Source organism: Pseudomonas sp. (assembly GCF_046581935.1).
Lineage (GTDB): Bacteria > Pseudomonadota > Gammaproteobacteria > Pseudomonadales > Pseudomonadaceae > Aquipseudomonas.
This window is the reverse complement of sequence record NZ_JAYGFK010000014.1, coordinates 270,079-288,240: the sequence shown is the minus strand read 5'-3', so window position 1 is coordinate 288,240 and position 18,162 is coordinate 270,079. Positions and strand designations below refer to the sequence as shown.

Genomic DNA, 18,162 nt, shown 5'->3' with positions numbered 1-18,162 from the left:
GGAGCTCTATTTATGGCCGTAGCACTCGACACCCCGGTTGCAGACTTTCAGGCAGAGGCCACTAGTGGCCAAAGCGTCAAGCTGTCCGCACTCAAGGGCCAGCAAGTAGTGATTTACTTCTACCCGAAGGACAGCACACCTGGCTGCACGACCGAGGGCCAGGGCTTCCGTGATCAATACCCGGCGTTTCAGGCGGCCAACACGGTTGTGTTTGGCGTATCGCGAGACGGCATGAAGTCCCACGAGAACTTCAAATGCAAACAGGCTTTCCCCTTCGAACTGATTTCTGACAAAGATGAAGCCGTTTGCCAGCTGTTCGATGTGATCAAGCTGAAGAAGCTTTATGGCAAGGAATACCTGGGCGTCGATCGCAGCACCTTCCTGATTGACAAAGACGGTGTACTGCGTCAAGAGTGGCGCGGCGTCAAAGTACCAGGCCACGTCGATGCCGTGCTGGCTGCAGCCCAGACACTGAATAAAGCCTAAAAACCAACCCTAAAAAAATGCTGGCGGCTGCCTAGCTGCCACATCCGTGATGAGTACGTGCACTCATCACGGATGTGTTGTTTGGGCGACACGACTCGCCAACACGTTCAAACCCGCCCTGATAGCATCACGCGCACGCAGAGACTCCTTGCTCTGCGCTCCTCAGGCCAGCGTCCTGTATTCACCAGGCGACACTGGCGATTTGCAGTGCATGACTACTTGCCTCGCAACACACTCCCCGCTCGTTAACGACCGCTCACCGCCAACGAGCCACAGCATCACCAAATACGGGCTACGGTTTCGCAACCAGCTTGAGCGATGCCGAATTGATGCAGTAACGCAGCCCCGTCGGCGCTGGTCCATCGGGAAACACGTGCCCCAGGTGAGCATCACATTTGGCGCATTTGACTTCGATGCGGTGCATGCCGTGATTGAAGTCATCCAGACTGGTGATGGCTTCACTGCTAACCGGTTGAAAGTAGCTGGGCCAGCCGCTGCCGGAGTCGTACTTGGCGTCCGAATCAAACAGCTCGGCCTGGCAGCAAGCACAGTGGTAAATACCCGGCACCTTGCTGTCGTGATACTCGCCGCTAAAGGCGCGCTCTGTGCCACCTAAGCGGCACACGTGGAATTGCTCCTCGGAAAGTTCCTCACGCCAGGCGTCCAGGGGTTTATCTAACTTTTCCACAGGCAGGTCTCCTCAATAGAAAAATCGCTGAACGCGATTTTGAACGTCGCGCCGCAACGGCCAGAAGGCTGGCAGCAATAAATGGCAAGCCAGAAAAAAGCCCGACCAGCACCTTTGCCAAGGTCGGGCTGGCACGTATCATTCGACCCCAGTCTGTCACCGGCGTTACAACCTGCCAAGGTGCGTTATATCGCAGCTCTTTGCAGGGTAATTCAGCGGCGTTCCACCATTCGGGATCACTTACATGCAGTTCAGCAAATCGAACAAGCTCGCCAACGTCTGCTACGACATCCGCGGCCCGGTACTCAAGCACGCCAAACGCCTGGAAGAGGAAGGCCACCGCATCCTCAAGCTGAACATTGGCAACCCTGCACCGTTCGGTTTCGAAGCGCCTGAAGAGATTCTCCAGGATGTGATCCGCAACCTACCGACAGCCCAAGGTTACAGCGACTCCAAAGGCCTGTTCAGTGCGCGTAAAGCCGTTATGCAGTACTACCAGCAGAAACAGGTAGAAGGCGTTGGCATCGAGGACATCTACCTCGGCAACGGTGTCTCCGAGCTGATCGTGATGGCCATGCAGGCGCTGCTGAACAACAACGATGAAGTGCTCATCCCTGCTCCGGATTACCCACTGTGGACCGCTGCAGTGGCGCTGGCTGGCGGCAAGCCGGTGCACTACCTGTGCGACGAGCAAGCTGGCTGGTTCCCCGACATCGCCGATATGAAGGCCAAGATCACCCCGAACACCAAGGCTCTGGTGCTGATCAACCCGAACAACCCCACCGGCGCGGTGTACTCCAAAGAAGTGCTGATGGACATCGTCGAGCTGGCGCGCCAGCACAACCTGGTACTGTTCTCCGACGAGATTTACGACAAGATTCTCTACGACGAAGCCCAGCACATCTCCACCGCCTCGCTGGCCCCGGACGTGCTGTGCCTGACCTTCAACGGCCTGTCGAAGTCCTACCGCGTGGCCGGCTTCCGTTCCGGCTGGGTAGCCATTTCCGGCCCCAAACACCGCGCACAAAGCTACATCGAAGGCATCGACATCCTTGCCAACATGCGCCTGTGCGCCAACGTACCAAGCCAGCATGCGATTCAGACCGCACTTGGCGGCTACCAGAGCATCAATGACCTGGTGCTGCCACAAGGCCGCCTGCTGGAGCAGCGCAACCGCACCTGGGAGCTGCTCAACGACATTCCTGGGGTCAGCTGCGTCAAGCCGATGGGCGCGCTGTATGCCTTCCCGAAGATCGACCCGAAAATCTGTCCGATCCATAACGATGAGAAATTCGTCCTGGACCTGCTGCTCTCGGAAAAACTCCTGATCGTTCAGGGCACCGCGTTCAACTGGCCGTGGCCGGATCACTTTCGCGTGGTTACCCTGCCGCGCGTGGATGAACTGGAAATGGCCATCGGCCGTATTGGCAACTTCCTCAAGACTTACCAGCAGTAAGCCCATGGACCTGCAGATAGACGACTTCTACAAGGATGCCGCGGCCGGCCTGCTGATGCTGTACCAGGCATTCCCGAGCAAAGTCGCGCTGTATGTCGAAGACCTGATCGGCCGTGAAGAGCCGGACGAATTCGGCCTGCCCACGCCGCGCCATCAAAGCTGCTTGGGTGCGCTGCTGTGGTTGGCCGAAGAAGGTTATATACGCTTCGACTCAACCATCGGCTATGACGCCCTGGATCAAGCCGTGCTCTCGGAAAAGGGCTTTCTGCGCCTGACCCGCGGCGTCCCGCACGCCCTGCGCGAAGGTGACGCCCTGCCACCCAGCGTACGCCGCGTACACGCCACTCTGGCATTTCAATTACGTGAAGCGCTCGCCCAACGCCATGGCGAACGCGTCGCCCGCCTCACCCGCCTGCTGTTCGAAAGCAGCCTCAACGCTGCAAGCGACATAGTTTGAAATAGTCGCCGGGTTGAAGTGCCGGGGGGTGCGCCCTTATATAGCCGACATAACCAATTAGCAGGTCGCTAAAAAACCAGGCAGGGCAGCCAGAACACGGTTTTGTAGCGACCGGATAGATATTTCCCGTGAGGAGTCTCAATACACCATGATGCGCATTATGCTGTTCCTGGCCACCAACATTGCGGTGTTGATCATCGCCAGCATCACCCTGAAACTGCTTGGGGTTGACCGCTTTACCGGCCAGAACTACGGCAGCCTGCTAGTTTTCTGCGCCGTATTTGGTTTTGCCGGTTCGCTGGTTTCGCTGTTGCTATCCAAGTGGATGGCGAAGATGAGCACCAAAACCGAAATCATCACTCAACCACGCACCCGCCACGAACAATGGTTGCTGCAGACTGTGGAGGAGCTGTCACGCGAAGCCGGGATCAAGATGCCAGAAGTGGGTATCTTCCCAGCTTACGAGTCCAACGCCTTTGCCACCGGCTGGAATAAGAACGACGCCCTAGTTGCAGTAAGCCAGGGCTTGCTGGAGCGCTTCTCGCCAGATGAAGTGAAAGCCGTTCTGGCCCATGAAATCGGCCACGTGGCCAATGGCGACATGGTCACCCTGGCGCTGATTCAGGGCGTGGTGAACACCTTTGTGATGTTCTTTGCACGAATCTTCGGCAACTTCGTCGATAAAGTAATTCTGAAGAATGAAGACGGCCCGGGTATTGGCTACTTCGTGGCGACCATCTTCGCCGAGCTGGTACTGGGCATTCTGGCCAGCATCATCGTTATGTGGTTCTCGCGTAAACGCGAATTCAAGGCCGACGACGCCGGCGCTCGCCTGGCTGGCACCGGTGCAATGATCGCCGCCCTGCAGCGCCTGCGCGCTGAACAGGAAGTCCCCGTCAATATGCCTAACAGCATGATGGCTTTCGGCATCAACGGCGGCCTAAAGCACGGCCTGGCTGGTCTGCTGATGACTCACCCGCCGCTGGAAGATCGTATCGAAGCCCTGCGTCAGCGCGGCTAAGCTCGACACATACAAGAAAGGCGGCCACGGCCGCCTTTCTTGTATTCGGGACTCACTGGCGAGTCAGTCGATACACCCGCTCATCCAAACGGCTAAGTCCGCGCTTTAAAAACCTCCAGTTTTCACCCAATACATCACTGCACGCCAATGGCTCTATTTGCCATAGTTCTGCGAGCAAACGCTGTACCTCCCCCTCACTCACAGCGAAAGGCGGGCCATCCATTTGCTCCTGGTCATAGTCCAGCGTTACCAAAAGGCCTCGACAGCCGACTGGCAGCACTTGCGCCAGGTGTGCGGCATAACGCTCACGCATCGGTCCAGGCAGGGCGATTAATGCGGCACGGTCATACAGGGCTGAGCAGCCAACAAGGTGCTGCTCAGTCAACGCAAAGAAATCACCACAGTAGATTTCCACGGCGCCAGCTCGATAGAGCTTGAATGACCCAACCTCACTAATTTGAGGCTCAAGCCCATGCTCGCTGAAAAAGTCTTCGACTGCACGCTGCGCCAGCTCAACCCCAACGACCTGATATCCCTGCCCGGCGAGCCAGGCCAGATCCAGGCTCTTGCCACATAGCGGCACCAACACCCGTGCCCCCTCAGGCAACCCCAACGCAGGCCAGTACTGCTGCAGATAAGGATTGACCTCAGGCAAGTGAAAACCGATTTCACTGCGCGCCCAACGTGTCTGCCAGAATTCTGCGTGCATAACGACTCCTGTAAATATTCAACAGGGATCGTGCCGCAAAGCAGCCGAGAAGGCCAAGGGATTCCTTAAGCGAATAACACATCTACTCAGGCGATAAAAACACCCGGATATTTACGCTTTAATGCCCTGCTTGACTGATAGAAGATAGCGAAAATCGATCAGGAGTCTGCCATGTCGTTCCCCAGCCTGTTTATCTCCCACGGCTCCCCTATGCTGGCACTGCAACCTGGTGCCAGCGGCCCCGCCCTCGCCTGCCTAGCCCAACAGCTGCCCAAGCCACGCGCAATTGTGGTGGTTTCAGCGCACTGGGAAAGCCGCGAACTGCGGGTCGGCAGCGCTGCACAGCCGAAGATTTGGCATGACTTTGGCGGTTTTCCGGCCGAGCTCTACCACGTGCAATACCCCGCGCCGGGCGAACCGCAATTAGCAGGTGAAATCGTGAACTTGCTCGCGCAAGCTGGCCTGACTGCGCAACTTGATGCTGAGCGACCGTTAGATCACGGCACCTGGGTGCCACTGTCGTTGATGTACCCAGAGGCCAACATTCCCGTGGTGCAAGTCTCACTGCCCAGCCAGCACGGCCCGGCCCTGCAACGCCAGGTTGGCCAGGCCTTAGCCAGCTTGCGCAGCCAAGGCGTGCTGCTGATCGGCTCAGGGAGCATCACCCACAACCTCGGCGAACTTGACTGGCAGGCCGGCACAGACAGCATCGAGCCTTGGGCTCAGGCCTTTCGCGATTGGGTCGTCGACAAACTTGAAAAACAGGATCACCACGCCCTGGAGGACTACCGCAAGCTGGCACCCTACGCCGTACGCAGCCACCCCAGCGAAGAACACCTGCTACCGCTGTTCTTCGCCGAGGGCGCAGGCGGGCAATTCAAGGTCGAGCACAGCGGCTTCACCATGGGCGCATTGGGAATGGATATCTACAGCTTCGCTTGAGGTAAAAATCCCGCTATACCGCGCAAAAAAAGCCCCGCACTAGGCGGGGCTCCTTTATTCAACGAAGCATCAATCTTCGCGATAACGACGCAGCTTCAGCGGCTTGCCACCGACGCGGGTGTCTTTCAGCTTACCCAGCAGGCGCTCAAGGCCTTCTTCTGGAAGCTCGACCAGACTGAAGCTCTCACGCACCTGAATGCGACCGATATCTTCACGAACCAAACCACCTTCGTTAAGGATGGCACCCAGCAGGTTCTTCGCAGCAATACCGTCACGCGCACCCAGCGCGGTACGGCAACGAGCACGACCTTCAGCCAATGGCACGGGAGCGCGACGCTCACGGCTGCCTTCGCGATCAGGACGCTCACTGCGCTCACTACGTTCACGCGGAGCACCACCACTGCCTGGCACCAGCGGCTGATCACGCTGAACTTCAGCCAGAGTCAGGGCCTGACCATTGGTGGCTTTGCGCAACAGGGCTGCGGCCAGGGCACGCGGGCTGCAACCGATATCAGCGGTCAGACGATCAAGCAGATCACCATGACTGGCTTCAGCATCAGCTACCAGCGGTGCCAGGCTGTTAGTCAGTTTCTTGATGCGCGCGTCCAGCACTTGCTGGGCGTCCGGCAATTTGACTTCGCCGACTTTTTGCCCGGTTACACGCTCAATCACCTGCAGCATGCGACGCTCACGCGGCGTTACCAGCAGCAGCGCACGACCAGTACGGCCAGCACGGCCAGTACGGCCGATACGGTGCACATAGGACTCTGGGTCGTACGGCATGTCCACGTTCATCACGTGAGTGATGCGCGGCACGTCGAGGCCGCGAGCGGCAACGTCGGTAGCGATAACGATGTCCAGACGGCCATCTTTCAAAGACTCAATCACGCGCTCGCGCTGATTCTGCGCGATGTCGCCGTTCAGTGCGGCAGCCTTGTAGCCCTTGGCCTCCAGCGCAGCGGCCAGGTCCAGGGTCGCTTGCTTGGTACGCACAAAACCGATCAACGCATCAAACTCTTCGACTTCCAGCAGACGCAGCACAGCAGCGTGCTTCTGGTCGGCGTGAACCATCAGGTGCGCCTGCTCAATGGCAGTCACAGTCTGGGTCTTGGAGGCGATTTTGATGTGTTGCGGATCACGCAGGTGCTTTTCAGCAATAGCGCGGATCGAGTGTGGAAGAGTCGCGGAGAACAGCACGCTCTGGCGGCTGGCCGGCATGGCTTCGAAGATTACTTCGAGGTCATCCATAAAGCCCAATTTGAGCATTTCGTCTGCTTCGTCAAGCACCAGGTATTGAATGGTGGACAAGACTTTCTCATCGCGACGCAGGTGGTCAACCAGTCGACCCGGGGTAGCCACAATGACTTGTGCGCCCTGGCGAATGGCTTTCAGTTGCGGACCCATCGGTGCGCCGCCGTATACGGCAACCACATTAAGGCCAGGCATCTGCTTCGAGTAGGTTTCAAACGCGGTGGCCACTTGCAGGGCCAGCTCACGGGTTGGCGCGAGGATCAGCGCCTGCGGCTCACGCTTGGCCGGGTCGATTTTCGACAGAATCGGCAAGGCGAATGCAGCGGTCTTACCGGTACCGGTCTGGGCCTGACCGATCATGTCCTGCCCCGAAAGGATTACGGGAATAGCCTGCGCCTGAATCGGCGACGGCTCTTCGTAACCTACAGCGGTCAGAGCAGCGAGAATATTGGTGTGAAGGCCGAGTGCGGCGAAGCCGCCGGTTTCCTGGGTCATGGGTCTGCCTCTAGTGCATCCGCAAAGACCCATATTCCAAAGCTACGCATGCCGTGTAAGACCCTAAAGTCACCCTGGCAGCTCTGTAGGCGGGGATTTGCGAAAACATGGTGATAAATGAATCGTCAAGGATAGCCCGCTTTGCGGACTGGCTGCCGAAGTCGAGCTTCGGGCGATTTGCACTACCTGAACGTGGCCAAAAATTGACCGGCGCGCACTATACCGGAAAACCTGGCCGATGTGCCGGATTTTCAACAAATAAGCCATAAATAAAGCGTATGGCGTGTCATATGCCCACGCTCTGATAGCCTTCTACGGCCACGCCGCAACAACTATTAACCGCCTCCAGAACCTGCATACGAGGACTCATCGCCATGACCCAAAGCACCAGCGGCCGCGTTAGCCGAGAGAAACGTGGCCAGATCATGCTGATCGGCCTGGACCGAGCGCGCAAACGCAATGCCTTCGACATGCCCATGCTCGATGACATGTGCCTGGCCTACGGTGACTTTGAACGCGACAACGAGGCGCGCGTGGCACTGGTGTTTGCCCATGGCGACCACTTCACTGCCGGCCTGGACCTGGCCAATGTGGCGGCGCAATTTGCTGCCGGCTGGAAAATCCCCGAAGGCGGCTGTGACCCTTGGGGGGTATTCGGCGGGCCACGGGTGAGCAAGCCAGTAATCGTGGCCGCGCAAGGCTACTGCTACACCATCGGTATTGAGCTGATGCTGGCCTCAGACATCAACCTGTGCGCGAGCAACACCCGCTTTGCACAGATGGAAGTGCAGCGCGGTATCTTTCCGTTCGGCGGTGCCACCCTACGCATGCATCAGACAGCAGGCTGGGGCAATGCCATGCGCTGGCTGCTCACCGGGGATGAATTTGACGCTCACGAGGCCTACCGCCTAGGCCTTGTACAGGAAGTAGTGGCCAGTGAAGAGTTGCTCCCCAAAGCGCTGTGGCTGGCCGAGCGCATTGCCGCACAAGCACCGCTAGGCGTGCAGGCCACCTTAGCTTCGGCACGCATGGCGGTGACTGCAGGAGAGACGGCAGCAGCCGCTGGCCTACACGCCACAGTGACCCGACTGATGGCCAGCGCAGATGCACAGGAAGGCGTGAACGCCATGTTGGAGCGCCGCCCCGGCGACTTTAAGGGCCGCTAAACCCGCACACCGGCGAGCGCATCAGGACGCCGGACGCAGCGCGTTGATCAATGATTCCAGCGAATAACCAAACTGGGGGGCGAGTAAGGCATTGCGGCGATGCAACTCGTCGAGATCGACCTGCTGCTCCATATCAGCCGGCACCAGCAGCACCACATTGCCCTCTTTCACCGGGCACTCCCAGTAATGCCGGTGGTAAAGGCCGCGTAACAGCGGTGCGCCAAGCGGTTTGCCGTCGTTGCCGGCCCACTGGTTAATAATCAACCAGCCACCAGGATTGAGTTGCTTCTGGCAGTTTTCCAGAAAACGCCAGGCCAGGTGGCCCGTCGCCGGGCCGTGATCGGTATAGAGATCGACGAATAACAGGTCGGTCTTTTCCGCACTTTCTAGCAATTCCAGGGCATCGCCGATACGAATGGTCAGCCGTGGATCATCGGCCAGGCCCATGTGCTCCATGGCCAGTCGCGGCACATCGGCACGCAACTCGATGACCTCAACATCATCCAGCGGCAGAAACTTCAGGCACGCCTGAGTCAGGTTGCCAGCTCCCAGACCAAGAAACAGGGCGCTCTCAGGGTGCTCGTGGCACAGCGCACCAAGCAGCATGGCACGGGTGTAGTCATATTCCAGCCAGCTCGGGTCAGGCATATAGACGCAGCTCTGTTCGATGGCCTCACCGAACTCAAGAAAGCGATAAGCGCCCATTTCAACCACCTGAATCACCCCGAAGGCATCATGTACTTCGGCAATCAACAGCGGGTCCGGCATCTGACCGACCGGGGGTAAACCTGGCATCCACCACTCTCCAGCGTGACATCCGCGACCATGCCGGCCGCGAGCAAGGTGCTAATTGTCATTGAGGCGCCCCACTCTGGTCACGCGATAATTTGCCTCAGTCGGCAGCGACCAGCTCGCCACTATTGGCTAAAGCAATAAAAACAACCGCAGGTTGCCCTGCAGACCATTGATGTCAGCGAACTGCTGGCGAAGGACAAGCACTACGGCGTCATGCAGCCGTTCTATGAAGGCTATCCGCTCGAAGGAGCAGGGTTATCGGTTACCATGCCCGTCCGCCTAAATTGCCCTAAGCCGAGAGCCGTAATGTCGCAATCCTGGAGCCCTGAAAGCTGGAGAGCCAAGCCCATCCAGCAGCAACCGCAGTACCCCAACGCTGCGCAGTTGGCGCAAGTTGAGCAAACCCTGGCCGGTTATCCGCCACTGGTGTTTGCCGGTGAAGCACGCGAACTGCGCCGCCAGTTTGCCGAGGTGACTCAGGGGCGCGCGTTTCTCCTACAGGGTGGCGATTGCGCCGAGAGCTTTGCCGAGTTCAGCGCAGCGAAAATCCGCGACACCTTCAAGGTGCTGCTGCAGATGGCCATTGTCATGACCTTTGCCGCCGGCTGCCCGGTGGTGAAAGTTGGCCGTATGGCTGGCCAGTTTGCCAAGCCGCGCTCGGCCAATGATGAAACCATCGATGGCGTGACGCTACCGGCCTACCGCGGCGATATCGTCAACGGCATCGGCTTTGACTCCAGCAGCCGCGTGCCGGACCCAGAACGCCTGCTGCAGGCCTATCACCAGTCCACGGCCAGCCTCAACCTGCTGCGCGCCTTTGCCCAAGGCGGTTTTGCCGACCTGCACCAGGTCCACCAGTGGAACCTCGACTTCATTGCCAACTCGGACCTCGGCGAGAAGTACAGCCACCTGGCCGACCGTATCGATGAAACCCTGGCCTTTATGCGCGCCTGCGGCATGGATGGCGCAGCGCAGGTTCGCGAAACCAGCTTCTTTACCGCCCACGAGGCGTTGCTGCTGAATTACGAGCAAGCCTTTGTGCGCCAGGACAGCCTCACCGGCGGCTGGTACGACTGCTCCGCGCATATGCTGTGGATCGGCGACCGTACCCGTCAGTTGGACGGCGCGCACGTCGAGTTCCTGCGTGGTGTCGGCAACCCCATCGGGGTAAAAGTCGGCCCGAGCATGGACGGCGAAGACCTGATCCGCCTGATCGACATCCTCAACCCGGACAACGACCCAGGTCGCCTCAACCTGATCGTGCGCATGGGCGCGGACAAGGTCGAAGCTGGCCTGCCGCGCCTGATCCAGACCGTGCAGCGCGAAGGTCGTCAGGTGCTGTGGAGCAGCGACCCGATGCACGGCAACACCATCAAGGCATCCAGTGGCTACAAGACCCGTGACTTTGCGCAGATTCTTGCCGAAGTGAAGCAGTTCTTCGCCGTGCACCAGGCAGAGGGCAGCTATGCCGGCGGCATCCATATCGAAATGACCGGGCAGAACGTCACCGAATGCATCGGCGGCGCTCGGCCAATCACCGAAGCGGGCCTGTCGGACCGCTACCACACCCACTGCGACCCACGGATGAACGCCGACCAGTCGCTGGAATTGGCCTTTTTGATCGCCGAAACCCTCAAGCAAGTCCGTCGCTAAGCCCACGCACTGGATAACCGCCCGTTTATCCAGTGCCTCAGGCAGTCAGCCGCTCACGCAGGCGGCCCAACATGCCAAGCAAACTGCCCACCTTCTCGCGCTCCCCAACCTCACTCGGCAACTGCGCTAAACGACTGATTACCTGCGCGGGCTGTGCGCGCCAGACGTGCGCCTGCTCAGCCGCCGCCTGCAAGCCTTTTTCGAACAACCCTCGACGAATCGGCTTGGGTAAATAACGGTATATCTGCGCCTCGTTAATCAGCTTGAGCAACGCCTGCGTATCGCAAAACGGCGTGACCACCAAACTGAGCAAGCGAGGATGGGCCTGGGCCAGACTTTTCAGCAGTGGCGCGACCTCCTCGCCCGCGAGCTGCAGATCACTGACCAGCAAATCCACTGGCTGGCTATTCAACACCGCTACGGCTTCATTCAGGCTGGCAACCCGCAGCAGCCGGTGACCGCCGCTGACGCAAAATTCGGCCACCACATCCAGGGTTGGCGCCTCATTGTCCAGCAACAGAATATTCAATGCTGCCTGAGGCACAGCTGTGAGCTTCGGTGCCTGTATCTGACGCGCCGCAATCTGTGCGGCCTGGCGCAAGGTGAAGGCCATTTCCTGCTGATCCCAGGGCTTGGTCAGGTAGCGGAAAATCCCACCGCTGTTAAGCGCCTCCACGGCGGCATCCAGATCGGAATACCCGGTAAGCAGGATGCGTAACGTATCCGGGGCAATCTCCCTTGCCTGGGCCAACAACTCGGCACCACTCATCTGCGGCATGCGCTGATCACTGACGATGATATGCACGTTTTCGCTCTGCAAACGCTCTAGCGCGCGGCGCGGATCACTCTCGGTCAGCACCTGATAATCACGGCGAAACTGCAAAGCCAGGCTGCGCAAAATGCGCTCTTCATCATCAACAAACAGAATACGAATGGGCTCACTCATATCAGGCGCTCCGTTGCAAAGGCAGCGCCAGAGGGCGCGGCAGGCGAATAAGAAAACGAGTACCGCGGCCTAGCTCAGAAGCCGCACGGATCTGCCCGCCATGGTCCTGGATGATTTTGTAACTGATCGACAACCCCAAGCCGGTGCCCTGGCCAACGGGTTTGGTGGTGAAGAACGGATCAAAAATCCGCGCCAGCACCTCGGCCGGCATACCGCATCCGGAGTCCTGCAATGAAATACACACGGCGTCGTCCTCGGCCCAGCTTTTCAGCAGGATATGACCACGCCCCTCAATCGCCTGTGCGGCATTGTTGAGTAGGTTGAGTAACACCTGATTGATCTGCGACGGCGCACAGGGAATGCGTGGCAACTCGCCCAACTGCAAGGCGACCTCGGCCTTGTCCTTGATCGCATTACGGGCAATCAGCAAGGCGCTACGGATGCATTCATTAAGATCGACTTCTTCACTCATCACCCGATCCAGACGAGCGAAGTCCTTAAGGCCAACCACCAGTTCGGCAATCTGCTGCAAGCCATAGAGGGTGTCGTCGAACAGCTGAGTCAGGTCTTCAGCCAGCAACTCTGGGGCCGCCGCCTCGCGTACGTGCGCAGCGTGCTCAAGGGCGCTGGCCAGACTGGCTTCATCGCAACCTGGGTCTGCCAGGCAGTCGGCCAGCGCGGCCTGCGCCTCGGCCAACTGCAACAGTGGCGCACTCAACTCGCGCAATAACTGCACGTTGTTATTCACATAGCCCAGCGGGGTATTCAACTCATGGGCCACGCCGGCCACCATCTGCCCGAGCGAGGCCATTTTTTCCGACTGCACCAGTTGGGCCTGCGACTCTTTTAGGTCAACCAACGCCTTGCGCAGCACCTGATTACGCTGGGCAATCCGTGCCTCCATGGCCTTGAGCAAATCCAGCACGGTGCCCAGGCCGCAGTAACGCCCTTGGCTATCGACCAGGATGAAGTCCTCGGTGATCGGGTACTGCAATTGCCCGGTGATCTGCCTGGCTGCCTCCTCCAGGGAGGTTTGCAAGCTGACAATCAGCGGCGTCGCGTTCATCACCTCCCGAACCGGATGCCGCCCGCGCAGATCGCGACCGAAACGCTGCATGAAAATATCCTGCACTGTGGTACGACTGACCAACCCCAGCGGTTTACCCGCCGCATCAACAATCGGCAGCGATAAAAAGGCCTTGTGCTCCGCTGTCAGCAGTCGGTCGGCAACATCAACAATGGTCATCTGCTCAGTCAATGGCACAACCGGCTTGAGCAAGCGCGTAAGAGCGCTGGCAGTGGTCATTGGCGAACTCCCCCATACTGGAAAGCCGCCATTCAACCAGCGCCAAGTTGCCAGCGTGTGACAGTCATCACACTCAGAGCCTGCGAGATAGACGTTTCGCCCGTAGCGGCGCCGCGCTATGGTAACTATTCATCTTTTAGAGGATAGGCGCATGCCCTGGTATATCTGGTTTCTGATCATTCTGGTGCTGGGCTCCATCGTCGGTGGCCTGATGGTCCTGCTGCGCACCGCCAAACCACTGCCACTGAGCGAAGAGCAGCTGGATACGATTCACCAACGCGAGCTTGAGCAAAAAGCCAAGGACGCGAGCGAACGCTAACCGAGCCCATTGTTTGCCACCCTACCTTCGCGCTTCACAAGGATGCGCCATGCCGCTGCACCTGCGCCTGTTACTACCCAGTCTCTGCCTGGGACTTGGACTGGGCCTAGGTTTTATTCACCCTAGTGGCCTGATTGCAGGCATCGCCTTGATTGGCCTTCTGCTGTACGGCAACAAATTGCTGCCAGCTGCTTTATGGTTCGGCCTGAGCCTGCTGGCCTGTATCGCCTTTGCCACCCACCTGGTACCTGGCTTCAACGCCACACCGCTGTGGCCGGCACGCTTGCTAAGCGCCGACGCCGCGCCTTATACGCTGCGCTTATCCTGGGACAAGTTGTTAGTCGGACTGACCCTGCTGGCCTGGTGGCTTGGGCAGAAAAGCCAACCGAAGCCGCTGTCGAAAGGCGTTTGGTGGAGTGCCGCGCTAACACTGCTAGGTGTGCCATTAATGGCATTAGGGCTGGGCTTGGTCGGTTGGCAGCCGAAGTGGCCAGAGCAGCTGTGGCTATGGCTGACGGTTAATTTGGCCGTCGCCGTACTGGCCGAGGAATTGCTGTTTCGTGGTTTGCTACAAACCCACCTTGTTAGCCGCTTCGGTGTACGCCTGGGGATTGGCCTGACGGCGTTGCTGTTCGCGGCCGTACATCTGCCCTTCAGTCCACTATTTGCTGTGGTTGCGGGAGTGGCAGGCCTGGGCTATGGACTGATCTTTCACTTCAGTGGGCGTATAAGCCTGGCCATTACCCTGCATGGCGCAGTCAATCTACTGCACGTGCTTCTACTGAGCTATCCGTTACGCGCGGCATGACGGCAACTTGATAGCGAGAGAAAATTCTCTGTAGTTGGCCGTTATCACGTAACGATTCATAGATTATCTCGAACTGTTCAGCCGTAATCGGCGCATCAGGTCGAATGATCACATGGTGCCGATAGTACTGATCGACACGCTCAGAAATGAGCAATTGCCCGACATATTGCGGATTACGCTCAAGAAAACCACCGATATAAGAGCGTGTAACCAAAGCAATTTCCGCTCGTTGGTACAGCACCATCAGCAGGTTACTGTCGTGGGAATGAGTTAGGGAAGCACGAAAGTTCTTCGTCAGGTAATCCGGCTCGGCATTAAAGCTGGCAAAGGCATAGTGGTAACCATAGTAAAGCGCCAGACGCTTACCTTGCAGCTCGTCAAAATAGTGCTGGTCACGCCCCGACTCAGCACGCGCCACAAACACTTCTGAATCCTCCAGCCCCATATCAACGGCATGGTTCGGCATATTTTCCCAACCCCACCCGGGATTCTCGAATATAGCCAGGTCGATGCGCTGCTGCTCAAAGTCGCGGAAGCGTCGTTTGACGGAAGTCGGCACAGCAACAAAATGGAAGTCACCCTGCGTTTGATTCAGCGCCTCAAGCAGATCGGCCAGCAAGCCATCACTGGGATTCTGCTCGGTCTTTGTCACATAAGGCGGGAAATACACAGCAGCTACGCGCACATCCTGAGCGGCCAATGCAGGCAGCACTAGTAGCAATGCCAGACTCACAGCACATTTAAAACTTACCCAGTAGCTGATAACGCTCATTTACACCCAACATCCTTATTGCTCATTAGGTGGAGCCTAGCCCATGCAACACAAGCCGGACAGAGCAGTTACCGTCATTTAGCATCGGAAAACGACACACAAAGATCATGACTGCCACCCAACGCAATGCTCAGGCGTCTTTGATAACCAGTGACAACGCTTCCTCGGCCAACTGATCAAGCGACATTGCGCCATCCGGGCGAAACCATGTATTGGTCCAACTCAGCGCCCCCGTCAGCAGGCGGCGCATGATAAATGGGTCGGCGTTGAAGTAGCCAGCCGCCCTCGCCTCGCCCAGCACCGCCAGCCAAAGCTGTTCATAGTTATCCCGCAGTTCCAGGATAAACGCCTGACCCTGATCTGACAGCGAACGCCACTCATACACCAGTACAGCCATGGCCTCACCGGTGCCGCCCATGATCGACTGCAGCTCGCAGCGAATCAGCGCCAGCACGCGACCACGCAGGTCAGTCGCCTCAGCCAGAGAGGCCTGCATCAGTGCAGTGTTGTAGCGAATAGTCTCCTCCATCACCGAGCGCAGGATTTCATCCTTGCTTTTGAAGTGATGAAAAATGCTACCGGACTGAATGCCTACGGCGCTGGCTAAGTCGCGCACCGTGGTGCGCTCGTACCCCTTACTACGAAACAGGTGTGCTGCGGTTTGCAGCAGCTTGCCGCGCGCACTCTCCGGATCGGTGACCTGCCCACTGGCCACCAGATCGCGCATCACCGCCTGAGCTTGTTGATCATCCACGCTAAGTACTCTCCAACTCTCTTATGCCTCAAGCCAACCGACCACGCCTGCAATCGCAGGCTCTTTCTTAGCCGGTTTGCCCAAGTGCTTGTCGTTATTGGTGAAATTTATGCTGCGCCGGCCAACCAAGCAAGCGCTTGGCCGTACTTAAGTTGAGAAAATTAGAATCAGGGGCTTTTCAACCAAGCGCTTGCTTGGTAGCCTTCAAATCACCTTATTCATGTGTGGCGGACCCATTCCAATGACTAAAACCGTACGCATCGGCTGCGCTTCCGCCTTTTGGGGCGACACCAGCACCGCCGCCGCCCAGCTGGTAAAAGGCTCCGAGCTGGATTACCTGGTATTCGATTACCTGGCCGAAGTCACCATGTCGATCATGGCCGGCGCGCGCATGAAGAAGCCGGACGCCGGCTACGCCACCGATTTTGTGGAAACCCTCGCACCGCTGCTGGCCGAGATCGCGCAGAAGAACATCCGCGTAATCAGCAACGCCGGCGGGGTCAACCCCAGCGCCTGCGCCGCAGCCCTAGCGGCTGCTTGTGAACAGGATGGCGTGCAGCTGAAGATCGCCGTGCTGCATGGCGATAACCTGCAACCCAAACTCGGTGAGCTGGCCAAGGCCGGCACGGTGGAAATGTTTACCGGTGCTGCGCTGCCGCCCTTCTGTGTCTCGGTCAACGCCTACCTCGGCGCGCCGGGCATCGTCGAAGCCTTGAAGCTGGGGGCAGATATCGTCATCACCGGCCGCGTAGTCGACAGCGCCGTGGTCAGCGCGGCCCTGGTGCATGAATTCAACTGGGCCTGGAGCGACTACGACCAGCTCGCTCAGGCCGCACTGGCTGGACACATCATCGAATGTGGCGCGCAGTGCACCGGCGGCAATTTCACCGACTGGGAAAGCGTGCCGGACTACGAACATATCGGCTTCCCTGTAGTAGAAGTGGCAGCCGATGGCAGTTTTGTCGTGAGCAAGCCGGAGGGTTCCGGCGGTTTGGTTACGCCGTTTACCGTGGGCGAGCAGATGCTCTATGAAATCGGCGACCCTCGGGCCTATTACCTGCCCGATGTGCTCTGCGACTTCACCCAGGTGCAACTCAATCAAGTCGGTGAAAACCGCGTTGAACTGCAAGGCGCACGTGGCCTGCCGCCGACCGCTCAATACAAGGTCAGCGCCACCTATCCGGATGGCTTTCGTTGCACCGCCAGTTGCCTGATGGCCGGCATCGACGCGGTGAAGAAAGCCCAGCGCGTCGGCCAGGCGATCATCAACAAAACCGAGGAAATGTTCGCCGAACGCGGCTGGGGACCTTATAAAGAAGTCAGCATCGAACTGCTCGGTTCCGAGGCGACCTACGGCCCACGCGGCCAGCGTGCCGACACCCGCGAAATCGTCATCAAGATCGCCGTGCGCCACGCGAAGAAAGAAGCGCTGATCCTGTTCTCCCGCGAGATAGCTCAAGCCGCTACCGGCATGGCACCGGGCCTGACCGGCATCGTCGGTGGCCGCCCTACGGTTTACCCGGTCATTCGTCTGTTCAGCTTCCTTGCCGACAAATCCGCCTGCCAGCTGCAGGTCGAAATCGACGGCGAACGCACCTCTGTCGACCTGCCGCAGATCGCGGCGCTGGATAGCGCGCAGATCGCCGCCGACATCGCCGCCCCACAGCCAAACACTCAGGCCGAGGTTAGCGTGCCGCTGATCAAGCTAGCTGTGGCGCGCTCCGGCGACAAGGGCAATCACAGCAATATCGGGGTAATGGCCAGAAAGCCCGAGTACTTGGCCTGGATCGCTGCTGCGCTAACAGAAGACGCCGTGGCCGAATGGATGCAGCATGCACTAGATGCGCAAACCGGCAAGGTCAGCCGCTGGTATTTACCCGGCAGCCAAAGCCTGAACTTCCTGCTGGAAAACGCTCTGGGCGGTGGCGGCGTTGCCTCCCTGCGCATCGACCCGCAGGGCAAGGCCTTTGCTCAACAATTGCTGGAATTCCCGATACCAGTGCCCAAGGCCCTGGCAGAACAAGTGTGAACCGTAGGGTGGGTTAGCCGCAGGCGTAACCCACCGCAAAACCTCAGCCGAGCAGGTCATGAGGCAACGTATCTACGGTGGGTTACACCGCTTCGCGGCTAACCCACCC

General features: G+C 58.6%; 18 protein-coding genes. 10 read left to right on the top strand and 8 right to left on the bottom strand.

From position 1 onward, the window contains the following. The first annotated feature begins 12 nt into the window (after nucleotides 1-12). Nucleotides 13-486: a peroxiredoxin gene (locus tag VCA57_RS12165; RefSeq protein ID WP_411185286.1), complete on the top strand. Its 474-nt coding sequence runs from the start codon at nucleotides 13-15 to the stop codon at nucleotides 484-486. A 292-nt stretch (nucleotides 487-778) separates the two neighbouring features. On the opposite strand, the gene msrB is transcribed toward VCA57_RS12165, so the two are convergent. Further along, nucleotides 779-1,174, bottom strand: coding sequence for a peptide-methionine (R)-S-oxide reductase MsrB (msrB, locus tag VCA57_RS12160; RefSeq protein ID WP_411185285.1), 396 nt, complete (start codon nucleotides 1,172-1,174; stop codon nucleotides 779-781). 244 nt (nucleotides 1,175-1,418) lie between these two features. On the opposite strand from msrB, the gene VCA57_RS12155 reads away from it, so the two are divergent. The 3 genes from VCA57_RS12155 to htpX all read left to right on the top strand — a co-directional run bounded on the left by VCA57_RS12155 (nucleotide 1,419) and on the right by htpX (nucleotide 4,108). Continuing rightward, nucleotides 1,419-2,630 carry a pyridoxal phosphate-dependent aminotransferase gene (locus tag VCA57_RS12155; RefSeq protein ID WP_411185284.1) on the top strand — a complete coding sequence of 404 codons (1,212 nt, stop codon included), beginning with the start codon at nucleotides 1,419-1,421 and terminating at the stop codon, nucleotides 2,628-2,630. Nucleotides 2,631-2,634: 4 nt separating this feature from the next. Beyond that, on the top strand, nucleotides 2,635-3,087 hold the full coding sequence (locus VCA57_RS12150; RefSeq protein WP_411185283.1) for a hypothetical protein: 453 nt from the start codon (nucleotides 2,635-2,637) through the stop codon (nucleotides 3,085-3,087). Between the two features lie 148 nt (nucleotides 3,088-3,235). Then, entirely contained in the window at nucleotides 3,236-4,108 is an 873-nt protein-coding gene (gene htpX / locus VCA57_RS12145) for a protease HtpX (protein WP_411185282.1), read from the top strand. 52 nt (nucleotides 4,109-4,160) lie between these two features. Here the strand turns inward: htpX and VCA57_RS12140 are convergent, their stop codons facing one another. Next, nucleotides 4,161-4,817 (bottom strand): thiopurine S-methyltransferase, encoded by a 657-nt coding sequence (locus VCA57_RS12140; protein ID WP_411185281.1) that lies wholly within the window; start codon nucleotides 4,815-4,817, stop codon nucleotides 4,161-4,163. Nucleotides 4,818-4,988: 171 nt separating this feature from the next. Between VCA57_RS12140 and VCA57_RS12135 the strand changes: the two genes are divergently transcribed. Next, entirely contained in the window at nucleotides 4,989-5,759 is a 771-nt protein-coding gene (locus VCA57_RS12135; RefSeq protein WP_411185280.1) for a DODA-type extradiol aromatic ring-opening family dioxygenase, read from the top strand. A gap of 69 nt (nucleotides 5,760-5,828) precedes the next feature. On the opposite strand, the gene VCA57_RS12130 is transcribed toward VCA57_RS12135, so the two are convergent. After that, nucleotides 5,829-7,538, bottom strand: coding sequence for a DEAD/DEAH box helicase (locus VCA57_RS12130; protein WP_411185279.1), 1,710 nt, complete (start codon nucleotides 7,536-7,538; stop codon nucleotides 5,829-5,831). 341 nt (nucleotides 7,539-7,879) lie between these two features. Here VCA57_RS12130 and VCA57_RS12125 point away from each other — a divergent pair, with 341 nt between their 5' ends. After that, nucleotides 7,880-8,671 (top strand): crotonase/enoyl-CoA hydratase family protein, encoded by a 792-nt coding sequence (locus VCA57_RS12125; RefSeq protein WP_411185278.1) that lies wholly within the window; start codon nucleotides 7,880-7,882, stop codon nucleotides 8,669-8,671. A 21-nt stretch (nucleotides 8,672-8,692) separates the two neighbouring features. Here VCA57_RS12125 and VCA57_RS12120 read toward each other — a convergent pair whose 3' ends face one another. After that, on the bottom strand, nucleotides 8,693-9,466 hold the full coding sequence (locus VCA57_RS12120) for a spermidine synthase (protein WP_411185277.1): 774 nt from the start codon (nucleotides 9,464-9,466) through the stop codon (nucleotides 8,693-8,695). A 306-nt stretch (nucleotides 9,467-9,772) separates the two neighbouring features. Between VCA57_RS12120 and VCA57_RS12115 the strand changes: the two genes are divergently transcribed. Further along, nucleotides 9,773-11,119, top strand: coding sequence for a class II 3-deoxy-7-phosphoheptulonate synthase (locus tag VCA57_RS12115; protein WP_411185276.1), 1,347 nt, complete (start codon nucleotides 9,773-9,775; stop codon nucleotides 11,117-11,119). Between the two features lie 37 nt (nucleotides 11,120-11,156). Here VCA57_RS12115 and VCA57_RS12110 read toward each other — a convergent pair whose 3' ends face one another. Beyond that, nucleotides 11,157-12,065, bottom strand: a complete 909-nt coding sequence (locus VCA57_RS12110) for a response regulator (RefSeq protein WP_411185275.1) — start codon at nucleotides 12,063-12,065, stop codon at nucleotides 11,157-11,159. A 1-nt stretch (nucleotide 12,066) separates the two neighbouring features. Next, nucleotides 12,067-13,371, bottom strand: coding sequence for an ATP-binding protein (locus VCA57_RS12105; RefSeq protein WP_411185274.1), 1,305 nt, complete (start codon nucleotides 13,369-13,371; stop codon nucleotides 12,067-12,069). 151 nt (nucleotides 13,372-13,522) lie between these two features. On the opposite strand from VCA57_RS12105, the gene VCA57_RS12100 reads away from it, so the two are divergent. Both VCA57_RS12100 and VCA57_RS12095 read left to right on the top strand, forming a co-directional pair. Beyond that, a complete protein-coding gene (locus tag VCA57_RS12100; RefSeq protein WP_411185273.1) occupies nucleotides 13,523-13,690 on the top strand; it encodes a DUF2897 family protein in 168 nt (55 codons plus the stop codon). Between the two features lie 49 nt (nucleotides 13,691-13,739). Next, a complete protein-coding gene (locus VCA57_RS12095; RefSeq protein WP_411185272.1) occupies nucleotides 13,740-14,498 on the top strand; it encodes a CPBP family intramembrane glutamic endopeptidase in 759 nt (252 codons plus the stop codon). Here the strand turns inward: VCA57_RS12095 and VCA57_RS12090 are convergent. Together VCA57_RS12090 and VCA57_RS12085 are read right to left on the bottom strand one after the other, a co-directional pair. Continuing rightward, nucleotides 14,449-15,270 carry a substrate-binding periplasmic protein gene (locus VCA57_RS12090; protein WP_411185271.1) on the bottom strand — a complete coding sequence of 274 codons (822 nt, stop codon included), beginning with the start codon at nucleotides 15,268-15,270 and terminating at the stop codon, nucleotides 14,449-14,451. The genes VCA57_RS12095 and VCA57_RS12090 overlap by 50 nt on opposite strands. Nucleotides 15,271-15,400: 130 nt before the next feature. Next, nucleotides 15,401-16,024, bottom strand: a complete 624-nt coding sequence (locus VCA57_RS12085; protein ID WP_411185270.1) for a TetR/AcrR family transcriptional regulator — start codon at nucleotides 16,022-16,024, stop codon at nucleotides 15,401-15,403. A gap of 241 nt (nucleotides 16,025-16,265) precedes the next feature. Between VCA57_RS12085 and VCA57_RS12080 the strand changes: the two genes are divergently transcribed. Further along, on the top strand, nucleotides 16,266-18,053 hold the full coding sequence (locus VCA57_RS12080; RefSeq protein ID WP_411185269.1) for an acyclic terpene utilization AtuA family protein: 1,788 nt from the start codon (nucleotides 16,266-16,268) through the stop codon (nucleotides 18,051-18,053). The last annotated feature ends 109 nt before the right edge of the window (nucleotides 18,054-18,162 follow it).

Excerpts from the sequence above, each read along its gene's own strand:
- VCA57_RS12130 (WP_411185279.1), bottom strand. The coding sequence starts at position 7,538 with ATGGGTCTTTGCGGATGCACTAGAGGCAGACCCATGACCCAGGAAACC.
- VCA57_RS12100 (WP_411185273.1), top strand. The coding sequence starts at position 13,523 with ATGCCCTGGTATATCTGGTTTCTGATCATTCTGGTGCTGGGCTCCATC.
- VCA57_RS12090 (WP_411185271.1), bottom strand. The coding sequence starts at position 15,270 with ATGAGCGTTATCAGCTACTGGGTAAGTTTTAAATGTGCTGTGAGTCTG.
- VCA57_RS12110 (WP_411185275.1), bottom strand. The coding sequence starts at position 12,065 with ATGAGTGAGCCCATTCGTATTCTGTTTGTTGATGATGAAGAGCGCATT.
- VCA57_RS12120 (WP_411185277.1), bottom strand. The coding sequence starts at position 9,466 with ATGCCAGGTTTACCCCCGGTCGGTCAGATGCCGGACCCGCTGTTGATT.
- VCA57_RS12135 (WP_411185280.1), top strand. The coding sequence starts at position 4,989 with ATGTCGTTCCCCAGCCTGTTTATCTCCCACGGCTCCCCTATGCTGGCA.
- VCA57_RS12115 (WP_411185276.1), top strand. The coding sequence starts at position 9,773 with ATGTCGCAATCCTGGAGCCCTGAAAGCTGGAGAGCCAAGCCCATCCAG.
- VCA57_RS12155 (WP_411185284.1), top strand. The coding sequence starts at position 1,419 with ATGCAGTTCAGCAAATCGAACAAGCTCGCCAACGTCTGCTACGACATC.
- VCA57_RS12165 (WP_411185286.1), top strand. The coding sequence starts at position 13 with ATGGCCGTAGCACTCGACACCCCGGTTGCAGACTTTCAGGCAGAGGCC.
- VCA57_RS12150 (WP_411185283.1), top strand. The coding sequence starts at position 2,635 with ATGGACCTGCAGATAGACGACTTCTACAAGGATGCCGCGGCCGGCCTG.
- VCA57_RS12105 (WP_411185274.1), bottom strand. The coding sequence starts at position 13,371 with ATGACCACTGCCAGCGCTCTTACGCGCTTGCTCAAGCCGGTTGTGCCA.
- VCA57_RS12095 (WP_411185272.1), top strand. The coding sequence starts at position 13,740 with ATGCCGCTGCACCTGCGCCTGTTACTACCCAGTCTCTGCCTGGGACTT.
- htpX (WP_411185282.1), top strand. The coding sequence starts at position 3,236 with ATGATGCGCATTATGCTGTTCCTGGCCACCAACATTGCGGTGTTGATC.
- VCA57_RS12125 (WP_411185278.1), top strand. The coding sequence starts at position 7,880 with ATGACCCAAAGCACCAGCGGCCGCGTTAGCCGAGAGAAACGTGGCCAG.
- VCA57_RS12080 (WP_411185269.1), top strand. The coding sequence starts at position 16,266 with ATGACTAAAACCGTACGCATCGGCTGCGCTTCCGCCTTTTGGGGCGAC.
- VCA57_RS12140 (WP_411185281.1), bottom strand. The coding sequence starts at position 4,817 with ATGCACGCAGAATTCTGGCAGACACGTTGGGCGCGCAGTGAAATCGGT.